Genomic DNA, 19,342 nt, shown 5'->3' with positions numbered 1-19,342 from the left:
CTTTCCAACTTGATATCCTTTTGTCAAAGAGCAAAAAATCAGCTGGCTTGCCTATTGACCAATTTCCAGGCCACTCGGCTACCAGCTTTCAGTTTTTAGTTGTACCACAGCCACTTAAAATAACCGAACTTATTTCGTTTATGCTACCAAAATTGGAAATAATCCGAACCTATTTCGTTTATTTCCTACTCTGGCTGACCTTTTCCTTCCAGTTTTTTGTGACCTTGTTCACCTCCTTTCTGAAACGTATCTAATGGACTATGGATGCGCACAATATCTCTCTCACTTACGTGGGTATAAATTTCGGTCGTTTTCGAACTCTTATAACCTAAAAGTTCCTGAATATATCTCAGGGCTGTTCCACTCTTCAGGAAATAGATAATACAGAGAGGATCTTGACTACCTCCCCCTCAGGATGCCAGCAGTGACCTTTTAGGGTCTTGATCTTCTGGATAAAGGCATGATTATATGAAAATCTAACGGTTAATCTTCCGTGATCATCTCTGGGAACGAATATTGCCGCAAAACAGCATTTTAATCAAAAATTTGCGGATGTCAATCATCAAATTCAAAAGGCAAAGGGTTGCTCTTTTTTTAAAAAACAAGATTCAACACATAATAGATAAGCTGTGCTCCAAAAAGAACGAGAACCACTCCACAAACTACCTGAAAAGTTCTGAGCAATTTAGCCGACTTAAATAATTTTTCTGGAATGATGCCCATTAAAGCCCCTAATACTATAGGGGCAACTGCTGTGCCTGTTGCAAACACCGCTGCATACAATATTCCTGCTAGAACGACATCTTCTGCTACACAGGCAATATAGGTGAGGATTGCTACATAGGGGACACAGGGCGCAACCCCCATCAAAAAGCCCATTAAGAACATACTCTCAGTTCCTTTATCTAATATCTTATCTCCGATATGCATTCTAAGTCCTTTGCCTAAAATGATAAGAATACCCATTGCTATCATAAAGAGGGCGGCGATTAAATAGAGCCAACCGGACTTGTGAGGTGGGAAGAATTGATTGATAAAACTAAAGACCACGGTTGCAAGTCCACCCAAAATGGCAAGCGCCAAGAGTCTACCAATTGAAAACACCAACCCGACTTTTAAGCCATCCTGCCAACTTCTCTTTGTGGCCCCAATATAAGGCAAGAGCAATGGAGCAGTGTAAGTAAGACATGGACCCCAACCCATGACAAAACCGGCCATCAGTAATTTGAGAGAATTAGAAAGCATCTTTTATTTTTGTCTTCTTCCCTGCACCGACAAGAATAAAGTCATTTCCATAGGCCTTTTTAAACTGTTTTCTAGCGAGATCACCTGAACAATGACATGGTGCCACCTTCTTAACCCCTTCTTTTTTAACTCTGTTGACTATTCTCTTTACTTGGGAAAGATTCATCCAGCATAGATGAAATCCACCCAATACTAAATAGACATCGGATCTTAGCATCTCTTTTGCCTTTTTCACTATGTTTGCAACCCCTGGATGAGCGCAACCGGTAATTACTACTAATCCCTTAGATGTCTTTATTATAAGCGACTCCTCTTTTATAAAGGTCCCTAGCTCACCCGTAGAATAGACATCCTTGCAGATCTTGATTGGTTTATGAACCTCAACTAATTGGGCGCCTACGAGCCTGACCTTGTCTTTAACACTTTGAGGCAGAGATCTTGGCATATAAACAGTAACATGAGGATTTTTCTTCAAAAAATGGGATAGCCCCCCAATGTGGTCATAGTGAATGTGGGAGAGAACTATTACATTCACTGTTTTAGGGTCAATCTTGAGCTTTTCCATATTCTTAAGGAGTACAGACCCCTCACCGCCGACATCAAATAGGATTATCTTCTCAAGCCCTTCTACCAGGCAGGAAAAGCCCCATCGTGTTTCCAGCTCTTCATTATAGGGATTATTGTCATAAACTATGGTAAGATCCAAATCCTTTGCAACCGCTGGGGGTGCAAATGATATGGCAAGTATAAAGAATAAAATTATCCTATTTAATTTACGCATTTTTGCCTCCATAATGAAATAGAATTGCGCCCAATCTATACCATAGTGTATCATTGTTTTTCGCATGAAAAAAGGAGGGAGCTGTTTGACATGTCCAACCTGGAAGCTATGGAAGAATCGGGCAGACAACTTCTTCTAAAATTGCTTTCTCCTTTACTGACCGAAGGTAGGAGAGTTTTGGATGTTGGTTGCGGAAATGGTGAAGTGCTGCATGAACTCGTCCAGCATTACCCCATTCGAGGTGTTGGTATAGACCCACACCTTTCTGCACGGGGTGCAAACAGGCTTCAGCTCGTCAAGTTGAAGGCGGAGAAAGTACAAGAACTACCAGGCTTATTCCACCTAGCCTACACACTTATGAGCCTTCATCATTTTAAGGACCCATCCACATTTTTCTCCCAGATGTTTACCAAACTGGCATGGAAGGGAAGGTTGATCGTTGTGGATTGGAAAAAGGGCGTTCAAACAGGCGTTTCTGAAAGGTATTATTCCGTTGGAGAAGTCATTGAACTCTTAACCAAATCAGGCTTAAAACCCATCAACTGTGGTGAGGAGACTTTTCATTTTTATGCTGTGGCAACCCCGGTGTTTCGTAAAATTGCCGTGGCAACAAAGGATGGTCGTACGGTTTATCCTGGCATGTTTGAGCGCTCAAAATTCTTTGCCATCTATCAATCGGATCAAAGAGGCAAGTTTATGCTCCTTGAGAAGAGATCTAATAAGCTTTCTAAGACCATGCAACACATGAATACATTTGACGTGTACAGCATCGTTTCTGACTGCCAGGCTCTCCTATCCAAGCACATTGAAAAAAAGGATAGGCAGCTCTTGGAGGATATGGGTGTTCAACTGTTTTTTGGCGCTGGGACCATTAATGATATCTTGGAAAGGTTATGTGTTCCTTAAGAGGATTCACATCCGATTTCGACACAAAAAGCCCCTTCTAAACACTTCTGCTGGTAGTTTATCTTTGGGCAATCTCTTTAACCGCTTTAACAGCATACGACACATGTTCAAGGGTGTTGAAATATCCCATACTGAAACGTACGGTACCGTCGGGAAAGGACCCCAATGTCTTGTGTGCCATTGGGGCACAGTGCAGGCCTGTGCGCACAAGGATGTGAAATTGTTCCTTAAGGCTCTGCCCGGCCTCAGAAGGCAGGACACTTTCAAATGTGGCAGGGAGTGCTACCCCTCCACATCCACCGAAGGTATGATGCAGTTCAGGGGGAAGGGCGCTATCAAAGGTGATGGAAAGAATTGCCGTTTGCAGCTCTGAGTCAAGTAGTCCATACGAGGTAATGCCCAGCACATCGCTAAGCCCATCAATGAAGGCGGTTAACAGGTCCATCTCATGTGCGCGGATAGATTCTACTCCCCGCTCTAAAATGAAACCGACTCCTGCGCCGAGCCCGGCAATGCCAACAGTATTGAGGGTCCCGCTCTCAAATGCATCGGGGAAAAAATCAGGCTGTTCCTCTCGCTCAGAAATACTTCCAGTACCACCGCGCTTAAGAGGACGAACTTCCAAACCTTCACGAATATAGAGTCCTCCGATCCCCTGGGGCCCTAACAGACCCTTGTGTCCGGTGAAGGCAAGAAAATCTATCCCCTCTGCTTCAACATCGATGGGATAGACCCCGGCGGTTTGAGCTGCATCAAGGAGCAAGGGTATGTCTCCGATGGCCCTCTTAACCGCACTGATGTCCTGAATTGTGCCGCAGACATTGGAGGCATGGTTGAGAACCATCAAGGCGGTGTTGTTCCGGATCAGTCCTGGCAGCGATTCGATATCCAATCTCCCTAATTTGTCGCAGGGGGCAATAGATAGGCTGATCGTTCCCGTCTGTTCCAGGTGCCTTAAGGGACGCATGACCGAGTTATGTTCCATTCCTGTGGCGATAACGTGGTCTCCAGGCTTCAGGTACCCATAAATGACGGTGTTGAGCGATTCGGTAGCGTTTGCAGTAAACACTATGCGGCTAGGATCTAATATAGCAAACAATTTGGCAAGCCGTCCACGGGTCTCCGACACAATGCGTTCCGCCTCGAGGGCCAACACGTGTCCTGAGCGGCCAGGATTGCCACCTACCTCTTCCATGAAATGCACCATTGCCCGGGTAACCTCAGGTGGTTTGGGGAAAGAGGTGGCTGCATTGTCCATATAAATGATGTTTTTCATCAGCCCTCACCTTTATCGCCTCGGCTGTCTTCGACCTTGAGGCTTCGGCGTGAGCTCAGTCGAACGCTCAGACCGAAGGGAGCTCGCCGCAGGCCTCTCCCCCAAGTCGAAAAGGGGAATGTTTTAATTAAATTTATTTTCTACGTAATAGACATCTTTTATATTTTATCAGTTATTTCAATCAAAAAAAAGGGGGGATCGCCCTTTGCAGAACACGATCCCCCTATCAATCCCTTGCTTTTGTGATGTTAACCTTCTTTGTCTTGTTTTTCTTTCTCCTTCAGAGCTGCGAGTACCTTTTCCGGCGTGATAGGCAGGTCCTTAATACGTACCCCCACAGCATCGTAAATTGCATTGGCAATTGCTGGGGCTGACGGTACACAGGCAGGTTCCCCAATCCCCTTCGCACCGAAAGGGCCAGCAGGATCGATCGGTTCGACAATAATTGGCTCAATGGGAATATAATCCTTTGCTGTGAGGATCTTGTAATCGAGAAAGTCTGGATTTTCTACTTTTCCGTTAACACACTTGATCTCTTCCGTGAGTCCATAGCCGGTTCCCATATAGGCTGCCCCGTAGATTTGCCCCTCGATAAGCATCGGGTTGATTGACCGCCCTACGTCGTGTGCAGCGACATAGTTTAGTATCTTTACCTGACCCGTCTGTTTGTCTACCTCCACCTCAACCCCGTGAGTACCGAAGGTATACGCACAGGAGAGGTTCCCTTTCCCTTCTCTATCCAACATCTCATTTGGTGGATCATAGAAGACCTCGGACATGACCATCTCACCCTTGCCCGTCCCAACCATATGGGCCCTGCGAAGTATCCTGGCAGCTGGCACCTGGAAATATTTATTTGTTGGATCTGTCTTCGGGAATATGATCCCATTCTTAATATCCAGATTGCTCGGATCCGATACCATACTGTAATCCAGATCTGGGATCTTGAATTCGGGATCCTTTTTGGCCTTCTTCTTGAAACCGGACTGGATCTCTTTGGACATAATCTTCGCAGCCAGATCAAGGATTTTGCGTTTTGCATCCTCACAGGCTAGTATCGCCGCATTGCCGGTGATAAAGGTGTGTCGACTGGCATGGGTCCCCACGTCCCAAGGACAGATATTTGTATCACCTGTTACAATGAACACATTTTCTGGCCTGAAGCCGATTGCCTCGGCAACCATCTGTCTGATTATGGTTTCCGACCCCTGTCCTTGATCGGTCCCACCAGTGATGATAGTGACATTACCCTCATCGTCCACCTTGAGGATGACCCCCTGACCGTCTGAAAGATAGACACGGGCACCACCACCCACATGGATCAGTGATCCCAAACCGACACCACGGCCATTCCTCTTACCGTGCTTGTTCTTCCAATCCAGTCGCTCCTTTACTTCAGCGAGGCACTCCTTCATGGGACAGGTGGTGATTTTTAGACCCATGGGAGAGGTCTCGTTCGGCACATTGGCGTTGATCTCCCTGAATTCCATCGGGTCGATTCCTGCCTCCTCAGCTAACTGGTCCATAGAGCATTCAACAGCAAAGGTACCCTGGGGATTTCCGTATCCCCTCATGGCCTGACAGTAGATGTTATTTGTATACACGCAGGTGGCTTTATAAAGGACATTAGGAACACGGTACAGGGATGACACTGGAACCATCATTACTGATGGTGTAGTCGCTCCCCAGGAGGTGTATGCCCCGTTGTCCAGGATCATCTCTACATTCCGAAATGTCAGCTTCCCATCCTTATCGCATCCCTGCTCAATAGAGGTAATGGTGGGTTGTCTCGGGGGGCATGTCTTGAACTCCTCTTCTCTCGAAAAGAGGATCTTAACGGGACACCTGGTCTTCCACGCGAGCAATACGGCGATGAATTCATACATGTCCGTATCCAGCTTAGTACCAAAGCTGCCGCCGACAACAGGCGTGAGCACTCTGGTGGTCCCGTTGATCCCGATATTCCTCAGAAATGTATCGAGTCGATCCTTTCCTCCAAAGGGAACGTTCGTTACACTATAGATGGTGAGGTTGTTATTTAAATCAAACTCAGCTATACAGCCGCTGGTCCCCATGCAGCATTGGGCTACCCAGGTTGTCCTAAACCCATCCTTTACTACATAGGCAGACTCTTCCCGTGCCTTATCCACGTCACCCACCTCAAGTTTCCAAGGCAGCGGGAGGATGTTGTTCCTCCGAGGTCTTCCGCGGGCATCAACTTCATGGATGAGCACAGCCTCCTCCTTCATCGCCTTTAAGGGATCAAAGATAGCAGGAAGCTCCTCGTATTCAACCTTGATCAGATCCAGGGCCTCCTCTGCTATTTCAGGATCAGTGGCCGCAACCGCCGCAACCTCATCCCTGTATTGCCGTACCTTATCCTTCTTGAGAGGTGTCTGGTCCCCGATAAATCCCACCCTGACATCAGGCGTATTGTAGCCGGTCAGTACTGCCCTGACGCCTGGCAGCCTTTCCGCCTTTGAGGTGTCGATACTTTTGATTCTCGCATGGGCATATTCACTGTAAAGGATCTTACCGTAAAGCATTCTGGGAAGTCTGATATCATTGACATACTGGGCCCTTCCTGTAACCTTGTCCTTATCTACCCTTGGGTATGATTGCCCTACAAATAACTCTTCCATCTCTCTCCCCTTAAACTTTGGCGTTATTTTTCCTGCTTATTGGACTTTGCCTCACTTGCCTCCTTGATGGATTTTACTATTTGTGCATATCCTGTGCAACGGCAGATGTTCCCAGCGATGGCATACCGTATCTCATCTTCAGTTGGCCTTGGATTCTCAGCCAGCAGCGCCTTGGCCGACATGATCATCCCTGGTGTACAGAATCCGCACTGAACCCCTGCGTTATCCAGAAAAGACTGCTGCAAAGGATGAAGCTCATTTCCCTCCCCTAACAGCCCTTCTATCGTCAGAACATCCTTACCATCAACTTCCATTACAGGAAAGATACAACTTGTCACTGCGTTCCCATCTACAAGAACAGTGCACGCTCCACACTCTCCCATACCACATCCTTCCTTTGCACCGGTCAACTCAAACCTTTCCCGCAAAAGGTATAATAGGGTCCAGTGAGGCTCTACCTCTGTCTCTATCTTTTCTCCATTTAGAACAAACGATATGGTCCGCTTCATTGCTTCTCCCCTATTTTAAAGATTCTCTCCAAACACGTGATGACCAGCCTCTTGCTGAGGACCTGGATCATCTCCCTACGATACCAGGCCGCACCCCTCAAGGTATCCCTGGGCTGGGCCTCCTGGGAGGCAACCCTCGCCGCTTCATCCAACGTACCTGCAGTCAAGGTTACTCCTTTTAATACGCCCTCTGCCCCCTTGGCCCGCATGGGCGTAGGGGCAGCCACACCTAGGGCAATTCTTGCCTCCTGACACACCAATCCGCTCTCCTCCAAGGAGGACAAGATTTCTTCTTGGGGGGCAGAATCCTTGATGAGCTTCTGTAAGTTCGGTGCCTCAGCCTTGTCGATACTCAGGGACAAGGCTACACCCAGGATGGGCAAATCCATGGCCTGCCGGCGGGTGTGCTTCCAATAGGCGCTACCCGTATGGGGAGGGGAAGCAGGAATGATAAACTCCACAAGGATCTCATCTCCCTTAAGGACCGTCTCACCCGCTCCTACGAAGAACTCCTCTAAGGGTATGGTCCTTTCATCTTGAGGTCCCTTGATCCTCACCTCGGCACCCAAGGCGAGCAGGGGTGGGGCCGTGTCGGCAGAGGGGGCGGCGTTGCAGATATTTCCCCCGATGGTGGCCACATTTCTGATCTGAACAGAGCCCAGCTTCTCCACGGCATCCGCCAAGGCAGGGAATCCTTCTTTAATCAGAGGTGATCTTTCCAGAGCTCTATGTGTGGTCATACCCCCGATCCTCACCCCCCCATCCTGGGGCTCGATATATTCTAGCCCCTTGATACCCTGAAGTGAGATGAGGGCCTTGGGGGCGATATTGCGCTTTTTGATCCCTACAATCACGTCCGTCCCACCGGCGATGAGCATCGCGCCCTCCCCGTGCTCATGCAGCAGGGAGATAGCCTCCTGCACTGTGGATGGCTTTAGATAATCAAAGCGTTTCATGATAGATCTCCTCTTTTCATCTCTCCTCTTTATTCCTCCCTCATATCAAAGACCCTCTTGGACTTGCGTTCCGAGCGGGGCAGCGCTCCATAGTCGACGATCTGAGCCCGCCCACTCACCATAACCTGTTTCTTGATCTCGCCCTCAACCCTCTTGCCCAGCTCCTGATCACGGGAGGGGTCACCGCCGTCTTCCCGCTCTATCTTGATGGTCATGTAATCCTTACCATCCGCCTTCCTCTCCAAGATTATCTGATATTCGCTCCCCACTCCAGGCGTATGTGAGAGGATGTGATCGATCTGGCCCGGATAGACATTCACCGCCCTGAAAATAAACATGTCATCGGATCTTCCCAGCAGGCGATCGTGCATAGGTAATACATTGCCGCAGGAGCAGGTATGGGTGATCAACCTGGTGAGGTCTCGCGTCCTATACCTAATCAGAGGCACCGCTTCCTTAACCAAGGTAGTCACCACCATCTCCCCAACCTCCCCTGGTGGCACGGGTTTTAGCGTTTCCGGATCCAGGATCTCCAGGATATAGTAATCCGCCCAGTAATGGATACCCTCGTGCTTGGGGCAGTCGAGACCAGTGCCCGGACCGTACAACTCCGTCAACCCAGGTATGTCGAATATGTCCTCTACCCCCAACAGTTCCTTAATCTTCCGTCGCATGGCGTCGCTGCTGCGCTCTGAACCAAATATTACCTTTTTGAGGTTTATCTTGTCACGAAGCCCCCTACGCTCCACCTCCTCAGCCATCAGCAACCCCATGGAGGCAGTACAGCAAAGGACCGTGGATTGAAAATCCTCTAGAAATTGACATTGCATATCAATGTTGCCTGGTCCAGCAGGGACAGCCATGGCCCCGAATCGCTCACACCCCAATTGAAATCCCACTCCAGCGGTCCAGACCCCATAACCCACTGCAATCTGTATCCGGTCCTCTTCGCCCAAACCGGCCATCTCATAGCAGCGGGCAAACATATCCGCCCAATCGTCGATATCCTTCTGTGTGTAGCACAGGACCTTCCTCTTTCCCGTAGTTCCTGAGGAGGCGTGGATCCGCACCACCTTCTCAGGGGGTACGGAAAGGAGTGGAAAAGGATAGCCCTTTCGCAGATCATCAGCAGTAGTGAAGGGAAGCTTCGCTAGGTCGTCAAGTCCCTTGATGTCCTCGGGCCGTACCCCTGCCTCATCCAGGCGCTTACGGTATTCCTTAGATCCCTCATAGGCATGCTTCACTGTCCACTTCAACCCCTCGAGCTGAATCTCCTTCAGCTCGTCCAGCGATTTTATATCTGGCATAAAAGTCTTGGCAGCCATTTTCTCTCCTTTTTTCTTTTTAGCTACTCTGAAAATAACATTACTCAAATCCTTCCCCTCCCCTGGGGGGAGGGGATAAAGGGGAGGGGGAACTAAATTTCCCTATTCACCCCCACCCTCACCCTCCCCCATCAAGGGGGAGGGAAGTAAATTGAATTTTCATGGTTAGTGAGTGGGGAGCCCGCCATGGTTAATTATTACCAGATTATCATCAACCTCCTTTTCTTGATGCGCGCAGTCTTTCGGTGGCCTTGAGATGCACCTTCATCGTCACTGGGTCAATGATAACCCCATAGTCCTCCTTGGCTTTCTCCAGGCTGACATATCCATTAATGACATCGCTCTGTACCATTTCCGGGTCACGCTCCAGAGGATCTCCATATCCTCCTCCCCCTGGGTTATAGAAGGTTATTACATCGCCGGGATTGGCGAAATTCAACGTACCCGGGTCTTTAGGCTCACCATTAATTAGGAACTTTGATTTGGCGCCTGGCTTGCCGCCAACTAGACCATCGGCTGCATAACGGAACCTTCCTCCCTGAATGCCTATGGCAATTGGTGAACTGGGGGCATATTCATCATCAGGTACCCTGAAGACGACCTGCCGCCCCAGTCCTCCTTTCATCTTCCCAGGACCACCTGAATCACAAAGGAGTTCCCTTTTCTCCATAATAAGTGGGGAATCGCTTTCGAAGATTTCGCAGGGTGTGTTGGCACCATTGGCAGGAAAGATAGCGCAGTAGTGACCATCTTGCTTGTAATTGGCTCCCATACCGCCACCTCTGATTAACACCGAGTGGAATTTGCTTCCGTCATGTCTTTTGCCATAAAACACCTGCATCCACGCCGGTGTCCCGCCACTTGCGGCTATGATTCTGTTTGGTGCCGCTGGGGCTAATGCCCTATAGACCATCTCGGTCATGAAATGCCCAATCTGGAGCCGAGCAGCAACTGCTGCTGGAAACTTGCAGTTTATCACAGTCCCCTCAGGGGCTTTCATAGTTATCGGCCGAGCACAACCTTCGTTATTGGGTATATCCGGGTTAAAGGCGCTCTTTATCGCCATAAACACGTAGGCATATGTGAAATTGTAGACTACATTACCTCCCCATTCCACCTCAGGGGATGATCCATCAAGGTCAACAATTACATCGCTTCCCTTCACCTGTACTAATACCTTGATCTTTATATCCTCTCTCCCCCCGGGTGCTTCGACAGTTCCTTCGTAGGGATAGACACCATCGGGAATTTCGGCAATGGCATCTCTCATGCTTTTCTCAGTCACATCCATAATCTGAGTAGCAAGGTCATCCAGGGTATCTAAGCCAACATCTTCCATCATCTCTACTACCTTTTGTGAACATACATAATTGGCTGCCACCTGTGACCTTATATCACCGGTAACCTCTTCCGGTGTGCGAACATTCCATCGAATTAAATTCATGATGGATTCGTTAAGGACACCGGCATCGTAAAGCCTTACCGGAGGGATGAATAGGCCATCCTCATAGACATCACGGTTGTCAGATGAGACCCGACCTCCTATATCTGAGTGATGAAAAACACATGCCGTGAAACCTGCCACCTTCTCCTTGTAGAAGATTGGACTCATCACACAAACATCGTTAAGGTGACCGGCAAGGAGCCATGGGTCATTAGTAATGAAAACATCACCCGGCTTATAGCTCTCCTCAGGGAGCATATTAATCCACCTCTTGACGCCTAGTGTCATTGCCCCGGCTTGTCCCGGAGTACAGAAGGTTCCCTGAGCTAACAATCGTCCTTTTCTGTCAGTGAAGGTGCAGGTATAGTCATGAGCATCACGAAGAAGGCTGGAAAAGGCGGTTCGAGCTACAGAGGCGTCAGCCTCATCCACAATAGAGATTATTCTCCGCCATAGAATCTCCAAGGTTATAGGGTCAAATTTTTTCGCCAAATTTATACCTCCTTGAAATTAATCCACAAAAACCCATAATCGTCCACAGAGACAGAAGCATCCTCGCCGATAATAGCAGTTGATTCCCGCTCCTCAACAATGGCTGGACCATCAAATTGCGCTCCAGGAAACAGGCTGTAGTGGTCATATACACTGTAGGGAATGAAATCTCTGGCAATTGCTGAATAGGCAGGACGCTGTCCCTTGACTGCATCCTTAACTGAGGTTACTCTCTTCTCTATTTTAGGTAAACGTAAGGGGCGCTCGGGAAGGCTGGCCCTCACCCTGAAGTTTACAAACTCAGCCGGGGATTCAGGGTAGGTTCGACCATAAAGAGCCTGGTATCTTTGGTCAAATAGGTTCCGCACTTCCTCCTTTATAACCTGGGAGAAATCCCGATTTGGGAGAGGAACGTTGGTCTCAGCCCCTTGCCCGACAAAGCGCATATCAACCGACCTCTCATAGGTGGTGTTCTCTATGGTCCCCGCCTTTTGCAGGATAACGGCCCCTTCCTTCTCCATATCTTGGAATAGCTTTTCAATTTCGGCGAAATCAGCGTCTTGGAGGCCGACTTTATGGCTTCGAACTAAGTCAAAGGCTCTAGGTGCGGTAAAAAATCCCAGCGCAGACCCCACCCCGGCTATAGGTGGGACAAGGATTCTAGGTGCTTCCAGCTTTTTGGCTAAGCCATAGGCATGAACTGGACCTGCTCCGCCAAAGGCACAAACGGTAACGATCTTGGGGTTACCTCCCTTTTCAGCAATGTGTGTCTTTGCCGCACCAGCCATGGTCTCATTGATAAGGTCGTGAATACCCCAAGTAGCTTCTATGGGAGTTACCCCTAGAGGCTTGGCAATCTTTTCTTCAATAGCCTGCTGCGCCGACTCCTTATCAAGCTTCATCTCTCCGCCCAGGAAATAGTCGGGGTCTAGATAGCCCAAGGCCAGATCAGCATCGGTAACCGTTGGCTCTTTTCCACTTAAACCGTAACATACAGGACCAGGGTCAGCTCCAGAGCTGTCTGGACCTACTTGGAGGAGTCCCATTTTACTGATTCTAGCTATACTCCCGCCGCCAGCCCCGATTTCCATCAAATCAACCACTGGCACCTGAATGTCAAGACCGCTACCCTTTTTGAACCGGTGAACACGACCGACCTCAAAGGTTGACACCATTCCTGGCTCTCCCTTTTGAATTAAGCAGGATTTGGCGGTTGTCCCTCCCATATCAAAGCAAAAAATATCTTTAACATCGAACATCTTGCCAAAGTATACCGCGGAAATAACGGCTGCCGTTGGTCCCGACTCGATAACCCTTACTGGAAACTCCGTGGCTGTTTCTGCTGAGGTAATACCGCCACTAGAGAGCATGATAAACAACTTCCCTGTAGAACCTAGTGAATCTAGGCGTTGGGATAGCCTAGCTATATACCTTCCAGTAAGGGGTTTGACATAAGCGTTGGTCACTGTGGTACTTGTTCTCTCGAATTCCCTTATTTGAGGTAGAACCTCGTAGGAAATAGAGAGGGATAGGTCAGGAGCTTCTCTGGATACAATATCCTTGATCATCAACTCATGAACCGGGTTCTCAAAAGAATTTATAAGACACACCGCTAATGACTCAATACCCATATCAATGAGCTTATTTAAAACCCTCTTCACCTCTTCAGGGTCCAATTTTTTCAATATACGCCCATCGCTGGTAATCCTCTCATCTACTTCCATCCGCAGAGGCCTGGGGACAAGTGGCTCTGGATAGACGGCAAAGATGTCATAGGTATCATATCGCTTTTCCCTAGCCAGCTCCAATACATCTCTAAAGCCTTTTGTTGTGATTAGCCCGGTCTTGGCCCCCTTTCTTTCAATGATAGAATTGATGACCAGGGTGGTCCCGTGAATTATCTCCTCAAGGTGCTCCATAAAGCCCGGGGTCCGGTCCAGCATCTGCCGGATCCCCCCCTCCACAGCCTCGGAAGGATCCACGGGGGTCGTGAGGCATTTGTTGATCTGGATCTCCCCAGTTTCATCGTTTAAGAGCACGAAATCGGTAAAGGTGCCGCCGATATCACACCCCAAGCGGTACAATCCTCTATCCACGCAACACCTCCTGAGTCCCCAACCTACTTTTCTCTACACTGTTCATATAACCGAATGCTTGATCTTGTTCAAAAGATGCTCGGCTCCTGAAACTTCCCGTAGACCTCTTTAAAGACCTCGGTCATTTCCCCCACAGTGGCGTATGCCTTAACCGCCTCCAAAAGATAGGGCATAACATTCTTACTCGACCTGGCTGCACCCTCTAATTCCCTCAATCGCATGGCGACCTCTCGCCCATTGCGGGTGCGCTTCACCTCATTCAGGGTCTGGATTTGCTCTTCGGCAGTGCGTGAATCATATTCGTGGAGCTCTACCTTCCCCTCACTACCCAAGGCGCCAGGATCGGTGTATTTGTTGATCCCGATCTTGACGTATTCACCGGTCTCCAACCCCCTGTGCCATTCATAGGCCTGCCTAGCCACCTTCCTTTGGACATAGCCTGTGGCAACTGCATCCTTCATACCCCCTACCCTATCGACTTCCTCTATCTCCTCCAGAATCCTATCCTCCATCTGTTTTGTGAGTGTCTCGATGAAATAGGAGCCAGCTAAGGGGTCCACGGTGTCGCGTAGCCCCACCTCATCCATCAAAAGTTGGCAAGTTCGCAAGGAAATAAGTGCAGAATAGGGGGTGGGGATGGTATAGGCCTCATCGTAAGAGCACAGGGCAGTGGTCTGTGCTCCACCCAAGGCTGCAGCAAGGGCATAATAGGCACTCCGCACAGCATTTATGATAGGTTGCTCCTTGGTGAGCCCTGATCCTCCACCCCCGAACAGCCCCCTCAGGAACATGGTCCGGTTGTCCTTGGCCCCCCACCGTTCCTTGAGTATTTTTGCCCACAGCTTACGGGCCGCCCTAAACTTGGCGACCTGCTCCCATAGGTTACCAAAGATATTAAAGTTGAAGGTGATCCCCCGGGCAAACTGATCTATGTGATAACCCCGTTTAACCACCTCCTCGATGTAGGAGTTGGCGATCTGAAAACCATAGGCGATCTCTTGGGCAGGTGTAGCACCCGATTCCCTGATGTGATAACCGCATACGCTCACCGGATTGGTTCGGGGCATGGTAGTAATGCTGTATTCCATGGTATCCCCAATAAGCCTGACAGCGGGATCCACCGGAAAGATCCACATTCCCCTCCCAATCATCTCCTTGAGGATATCATTTTGGGGGGTGGCACTGATCACCTTGGGAGAGTACCCAAACTTCTCGGCCACTGCCTGGTACATAGCTAACATGATGGAGGCAACAGCATTGATGGTGAGGCCGCTGCCGATGCGATCGAGCTGGATGTCAGCAAACGCAATCTCAAAATCCCTCAGGGTATCCACTGCCATCCCAACTCGCCCCACCTCTCCTTCAGCCAAAGGGTCATCGGAGTCAAGCCCCATCTGGGTGGGGAGGTCAAAGGCCACGTTGAGGCCGGTCTGACCTTGGGAGATCATGAGCTTAAACCGTTCATTGGTCTCCTTGGGGGTGCCGAAACCGGTGTACTGTCTTGTGGTCCAGGCCCGGCTCCTGTACCCCAGTTTGTGGATCCCCCTGGTGAAAGGGTATATACCTGGGTCAGCCAGGTCTTGGGCATAGTCGAAACCTATCTCCTCCAAATCCTGGGGGGTATATACGGGCTTTATTCGCATGCCTGACTGAAGGATAACCTCCTCCACAGCATCCTTTTCTCCCTTGTTGTACTTGGCCACACCCATGGTCTTCCTCCCTATCCCTTTCTCGCATTCTCTTTAATAAAGGTTGTTATCTCTGGAAATGGCGTCCCTCCTGGGAAAACCCCATCTACCCCCAACTCCTTTAGCTTAGGGATATCCTTGGTCGGGATGACCCCCCCCACCACCACCAAGATATCATCCATCCCTTCTTCTCTTACCCTCTTCATGATCTTTTCACAGATGGGGAGATGAGCCCCGGACATGATGCTCAGCCCAAGGACATCCGCATCCTCTTGAATGGCGGCATTGATGATCTGGTCGATGGTCTGATGCAAGCCTGTATAGACCACCTCCATCCCCGCATCTCGCAAGGCGTGGGCCACCACCTTGGCCCCCCGATCATGTCCATCTAGACCCGGTTTGGCCATCAATACCTTTATCCGCCTCTTCACAGCCCCCTCCTTATCCATTTATTCTAGGTTCTTCTTCAAAAAAGGGTCCAAGGATTCTAGGATTCAAGGATTCAAGTGTTTGTTTCCCAAGGATTCAATAATTTGATAAGTGCCTCGTTCATCCTTTCAACATCTCCTATACCTCTTATAGGACTCCTTCCTCATCTGTGATGTTAACTCATGTCTTTCCTTTCTCGGAAGGCCTTTGTAACTTTATAAATCTCAATCAAGCTTTTAACCCCCAATAATTCTTAAGTATTTCACTTGACCACTGGAATCCTTGATCCCTTGAATCCTTATTCTAAGGGAAGCCTCCCTCTCTCTATCGCCTTCAATAGTCTCTCTCTTCCCCTCAAGATGTGCTCTTTGACCAGCTCCTCCACCTTTTGGGTATTCCCTTCCCTCATGGCCTGCACCATCAGTTGGTGATCTCGCAAGGACATTTGCGGCATGCCCTTTATCCTTAAGATGAAGACCCGGTACTTATAAAAATAGTCCCGCAGGTTGTTGATCATCTGATAGAGCTTATCACTGCGGCTTGAGCGATATATCACCTCATGAAACTCGGTGTTTAACTGGATGAATTTATCGATGTTCCCCCTCTCCAGGGCCTGCTGCGACCTATCGATGATCCCCTGCAGGTTTGTCAACACCTTCTCACCCATCTTTTTGGTGGCCAGGGAGGCTGCATAACTCTCCAGGATCGCCCTGAGACCGAAGACCTCCTCGATCTCCTCGTTGGTGGTCCCCCTCACCACTATCCCTCCTCGGGGGACCTTGTCTAGCATCCCTTCCTGCTCCAGCCTGGAGACGGCCTCACGAATGGGGGTCCGACTCACCCCCAAGTCCTCAGCCAGCCTCTGTTCGATGAGCCGTTCCTTGGCCTTAAATTCCCCCCTCTGGATACCCCTTTTGATCCTTTCGTAGACAACCTCACGCAAAGTCTTGCGTTCTCGGTCCTTGATTTCCCAAAGTCCTCTCTTAACCATACCTGTATTGTACCCCAAAACCGCCTCGGGGGTAACTCCATTCCAAGGCGCCGTAGGGGCAGGCCACCCGACAACTACCGCACTCCAGACAACCCGCATATTCGATCAGAAGCTCTCCCGTCTCCTCGTTTATGGAATAGAGTCCTCCCGGACATACATAGAGGCAGTACTTCTCAGCACAGCTCTTACAGATCTCCTGTCGGATGAGGATATGGGATTCCTTGTCGTTCTTGAAGGCATCTAGGGCAAGTTTAGAAGCAGGGTCCATCATATCCTCCTGAACATCCAGAGGTCCTTAAGGCCCCCCAGGTTAAAAACCCCCTCCTTTATTCCCTTCCACAGGGTGGATGAAATCTTCTCCTTGGGCCCCTCACCTATCCAGAAAAGCTCCTCCATAATCCTGCACAGCAAATGGGGATAAAAGCTTACTAACCGAGGATTCTCTAACACTTCCAAGCTGTTGCGAAAGGTCTCCATATCCTTCAGGACAAAGCTCTCCCTGAGCAGGGTCTCATAGTGAGCGAGCGTGGAGGCGGAGAAATCTCCCTCCTCCTTGGCTTTCATGACCGTCTGGGCTGCCATGTACCCCGAGGCAAAGGCAAATTCCATCCCTCGCACGGTGATCCCCATATTGAGGGCAAGGCCTGCGGCGTCTCCCACCGCCACTATTCCATCGCCATAGGGTCTGGGCAGAGGCCTGTCTCCCCCCTCGGGGATAAGGTGGGCGGAATACTCCATCAATTCCCCACCTTTGATAAGGCTTGCCACCTCTTTCCTTTTCTTGAATTCCTCGAGGAGTTGATGAACCTCAATGGGGGGCTGACTCTTTAAAAAAGACTCTATCCCCACTACCAAACCAAGAGAGATGGTATCCCGGTTGGTGTAGAGAAACCCACTGCCGAAGATCCCATGGGTGATGGACCCAAAGAAGAGTTGCGCAACCCCTTCCCCTGACTTTAAGCCAAAACGCTCCTCAATTACCTCTGGCGAGAGCTTTATTACCTCTTTGACCCCCATTGCCGCATGCTTGGGCGGCAAGGGCTTGCGCAAACCAGCCTTCTCCGCCATCAAGGAAAGGGCACCATCGGCAATGATGACTATATTGGCCGGTATCTCCTCACCCTCGGACACCACACCCAGCACACGGCCATTCTCCTTCATGAGATCGGTGACCCGCCGCTGAGGGATTACAAACCCCCCCATTTCCGTCACTCGTTCACCAAACCACCTATCGAATCTCGATCTAAGGATCGTATAGCTATGTGGAGGTCCTTCGCGAAACTTCTTCGACGTAAATTGCAAAGATAAGGACGTATCGTCCCCCATTACCGTAATTATCTCCTTGGTAACCAACCTCTCCAGGGGTGCCTCCTCCCAGAGGTCAGGCAGGTAGGAACGTACAGGATTCAGGTAGATCCTACCACCGGTCACGTTCTTGCTGCCAGGATGGTCACCCCGCTCCAAGACCAGGACCTGGATACCCTCCTTGGCAAGGCAGTAGGCGGCTGCAAGTCCCCCTAACCCTCCCCCTACCACCACTGCATCTATCCTCTCCACGGTACTATCTCTTACCCAATTCCTTTTTTAGTTCTGACGTCAAAAGCGGAACGATCTCAAAGAGATCCCCCACGATCCCATAGTCGGCGTATTGGAAGATGGAGGCCCTGGGGTCTTTATTGATGGCCACCACCACCTTGGAGGTATCCATCCCCATAATGTGTTGAATGGCCCCGGAGAGCCCAATGGCAAAGTAGAGCTTGGGGGAAACGGTCTTGCCACTCTTGCCCACTTGGTCATCATGGGGCTTCCATCCGCTGTCCACCACTGCCCTGGTGGCCCCTACGGTGGCCCCTAGGCAATCGGCCAACTCCTCCAACAACTGGAAGTTCTCCGGACCCTTCATCCCCCTCCCCCCCGTGACGATGACCTCTGCCTCGGTGAGGTCTAACCTCTCTTTGGCGGCCCTAACTATCTCTAGCACCTCCAACCTGACTTGGGTGGGATCAACTTCAACTGCTTGTTTAAGCACCTCTCCTGTGATATCCCCACTGGCAGTAGGGACTGGAAACGTGTTGGGCCTTACCAGCGCAATCTGGGACCTCCCCTCACGACAGGCAACGTCAGCCCAGACCTTGCCGCCAAAAAACGGCTTTCTGGCTATCATGAGGGCATCATCCCCCAGCTCGAGGTCCAAACAATCCATGGCAATCCCAGTACTCAACCTGCCCGCCACACGGGGGAACAAGTCTTTGGCCAAAACAGTGGCTCCAGCTAAGAGGATTTGAGGCGTCTCTTTAACTGCCAGATCTGATAGGAGCTGAAGATAGACATCACAGTTGTACTTCTCCAAAAGGGGGTCGTCCCATTGATAGACCTTATCAGCGTACAGGGTCAATTCTTTGGCCAGACCATCCACCCCTGAACCGAACAGTAGGGCGGCCAGTTCCAGACCCAGTTTCTCCGCCAACTCCCTCCCCTTGCCCAATAGCTCTAAGGCCACCTTCCTGATCCTGCCATCCTGATGTTCTGCAAAGACCCATACCCCTCCTGACACCTCATACC

16 protein-coding genes are annotated in these 19,342 nt (G+C 49.9%); 1 reads left to right on the top strand and 15 read right to left on the bottom strand.

The genetic code is table 11. From position 1 onward, the window contains the following. Nucleotides 1-594: 594 nt before the first annotated feature. On the bottom strand, nucleotides 595-1,245 hold the full coding sequence (locus JRI46_02615; GenBank protein MBW2038480.1) for a sulfite exporter TauE/SafE family protein: 651 nt from the start codon (nucleotides 1,243-1,245) through the stop codon (nucleotides 595-597). Beyond that, nucleotides 1,235-2,026: an MBL fold metallo-hydrolase gene (locus tag JRI46_02610; protein ID MBW2038479.1), complete on the bottom strand. Its 792-nt coding sequence runs from the start codon at nucleotides 2,024-2,026 to the stop codon at nucleotides 1,235-1,237. Before JRI46_02610 ends, JRI46_02615 begins: the two co-directional genes overlap by 11 nt. Nucleotides 2,027-2,116: 90 nt before the next feature. Here JRI46_02610 and JRI46_02605 point away from each other — a divergent pair, with 90 nt between their 5' ends. Beyond that, nucleotides 2,117-2,932 carry a methyltransferase domain-containing protein gene (locus tag JRI46_02605; protein ID MBW2038478.1) on the top strand — a complete coding sequence of 272 codons (816 nt, stop codon included), beginning with the start codon at nucleotides 2,117-2,119 and terminating at the stop codon, nucleotides 2,930-2,932. A 58-nt stretch (nucleotides 2,933-2,990) separates the two neighbouring features. Here JRI46_02605 and JRI46_02600 read toward each other — a convergent pair whose 3' ends face one another. The 13 genes from JRI46_02600 to JRI46_02540 form a co-directional block, all read right to left on the bottom strand. Beyond that, nucleotides 2,991-4,208 carry an aminotransferase class V-fold PLP-dependent enzyme gene (locus JRI46_02600; GenBank protein MBW2038477.1) on the bottom strand — a complete coding sequence of 406 codons (1,218 nt, stop codon included), beginning with the start codon at nucleotides 4,206-4,208 and terminating at the stop codon, nucleotides 2,991-2,993. 248 nt (nucleotides 4,209-4,456) lie between these two features. Then, on the bottom strand, nucleotides 4,457-6,850 hold the full coding sequence (locus tag JRI46_02595) for a xanthine dehydrogenase family protein molybdopterin-binding subunit (GenBank protein ID MBW2038476.1): 2,394 nt from the start codon (nucleotides 6,848-6,850) through the stop codon (nucleotides 4,457-4,459). A 23-nt stretch (nucleotides 6,851-6,873) separates the two neighbouring features. Continuing rightward, entirely contained in the window at nucleotides 6,874-7,359 is a 486-nt protein-coding gene (locus tag JRI46_02590; protein MBW2038475.1) for a (2Fe-2S)-binding protein, read from the bottom strand. Next, complete coding sequence (locus JRI46_02585; GenBank protein MBW2038474.1) at nucleotides 7,356-8,315, bottom strand: xanthine dehydrogenase family protein subunit M; 960 nt, start codon at nucleotides 8,313-8,315, stop codon at nucleotides 7,356-7,358. The genes JRI46_02590 and JRI46_02585 overlap by 4 nt, the downstream gene beginning before the upstream one ends. A gap of 29 nt (nucleotides 8,316-8,344) precedes the next feature. Next, complete coding sequence (locus JRI46_02580) at nucleotides 8,345-9,640, bottom strand: phenylacetate--CoA ligase (GenBank protein ID MBW2038473.1); 1,296 nt, start codon at nucleotides 9,638-9,640, stop codon at nucleotides 8,345-8,347. 211 nt (nucleotides 9,641-9,851) lie between these two features. Further along, nucleotides 9,852-11,576, bottom strand: a complete 1,725-nt coding sequence (locus tag JRI46_02575; protein MBW2038472.1) for a hydantoinase B/oxoprolinase family protein — start codon at nucleotides 11,574-11,576, stop codon at nucleotides 9,852-9,854. 2 nt (nucleotides 11,577-11,578) lie between these two features. After that, nucleotides 11,579-13,672: a hydantoinase/oxoprolinase family protein gene (locus JRI46_02570; GenBank protein MBW2038471.1), complete on the bottom strand. Its 2,094-nt coding sequence runs from the start codon at nucleotides 13,670-13,672 to the stop codon at nucleotides 11,579-11,581. 68 nt (nucleotides 13,673-13,740) lie between these two features. Beyond that, the gene (locus JRI46_02565) at nucleotides 13,741-15,381 is read right to left on the bottom strand and encodes a methylmalonyl-CoA mutase (protein MBW2038470.1); all 1,641 of its coding nucleotides are present in this window, start codon (nucleotides 15,379-15,381) and stop codon (nucleotides 13,741-13,743) included. 11 nt (nucleotides 15,382-15,392) lie between these two features. After that, nucleotides 15,393-15,809, bottom strand: a complete 417-nt coding sequence (locus JRI46_02560; GenBank protein ID MBW2038469.1) for a cobalamin B12-binding domain-containing protein — start codon at nucleotides 15,807-15,809, stop codon at nucleotides 15,393-15,395. 278 nt (nucleotides 15,810-16,087) lie between these two features. Further along, nucleotides 16,088-16,780: a GntR family transcriptional regulator gene (locus tag JRI46_02555; GenBank protein MBW2038468.1), complete on the bottom strand. Its 693-nt coding sequence runs from the start codon at nucleotides 16,778-16,780 to the stop codon at nucleotides 16,088-16,090. Further along, nucleotides 16,773-17,048: a 4Fe-4S dicluster domain-containing protein gene (locus JRI46_02550; protein MBW2038467.1), complete on the bottom strand. Its 276-nt coding sequence runs from the start codon at nucleotides 17,046-17,048 to the stop codon at nucleotides 16,773-16,775. The genes JRI46_02555 and JRI46_02550 overlap by 8 nt, the downstream gene beginning before the upstream one ends. Further along, nucleotides 17,048-18,337, bottom strand: coding sequence for an FAD-dependent oxidoreductase (locus JRI46_02545; protein ID MBW2038466.1), 1,290 nt, complete (start codon nucleotides 18,335-18,337; stop codon nucleotides 17,048-17,050). The genes JRI46_02550 and JRI46_02545 overlap by 1 nt, the downstream gene beginning before the upstream one ends. Nucleotides 18,338-18,341: 4 nt before the next feature. Beyond that, entirely contained in the window at nucleotides 18,342-19,334 is a 993-nt protein-coding gene (locus JRI46_02540; protein ID MBW2038465.1) for an electron transfer flavoprotein subunit alpha/FixB family protein, read from the bottom strand. Nucleotides 19,335-19,342 lie beyond the last annotated feature (8 nt).

This window comes from Deltaproteobacteria bacterium, from assembly GCA_019308925.1.
Lineage (GTDB): Bacteria > Desulfobacterota > B13-G15 > B13-G15 > RBG-16-54-18 > JAFDHG01.
This window is presented reverse-complemented; position numbering and strand designations above follow the sequence as displayed.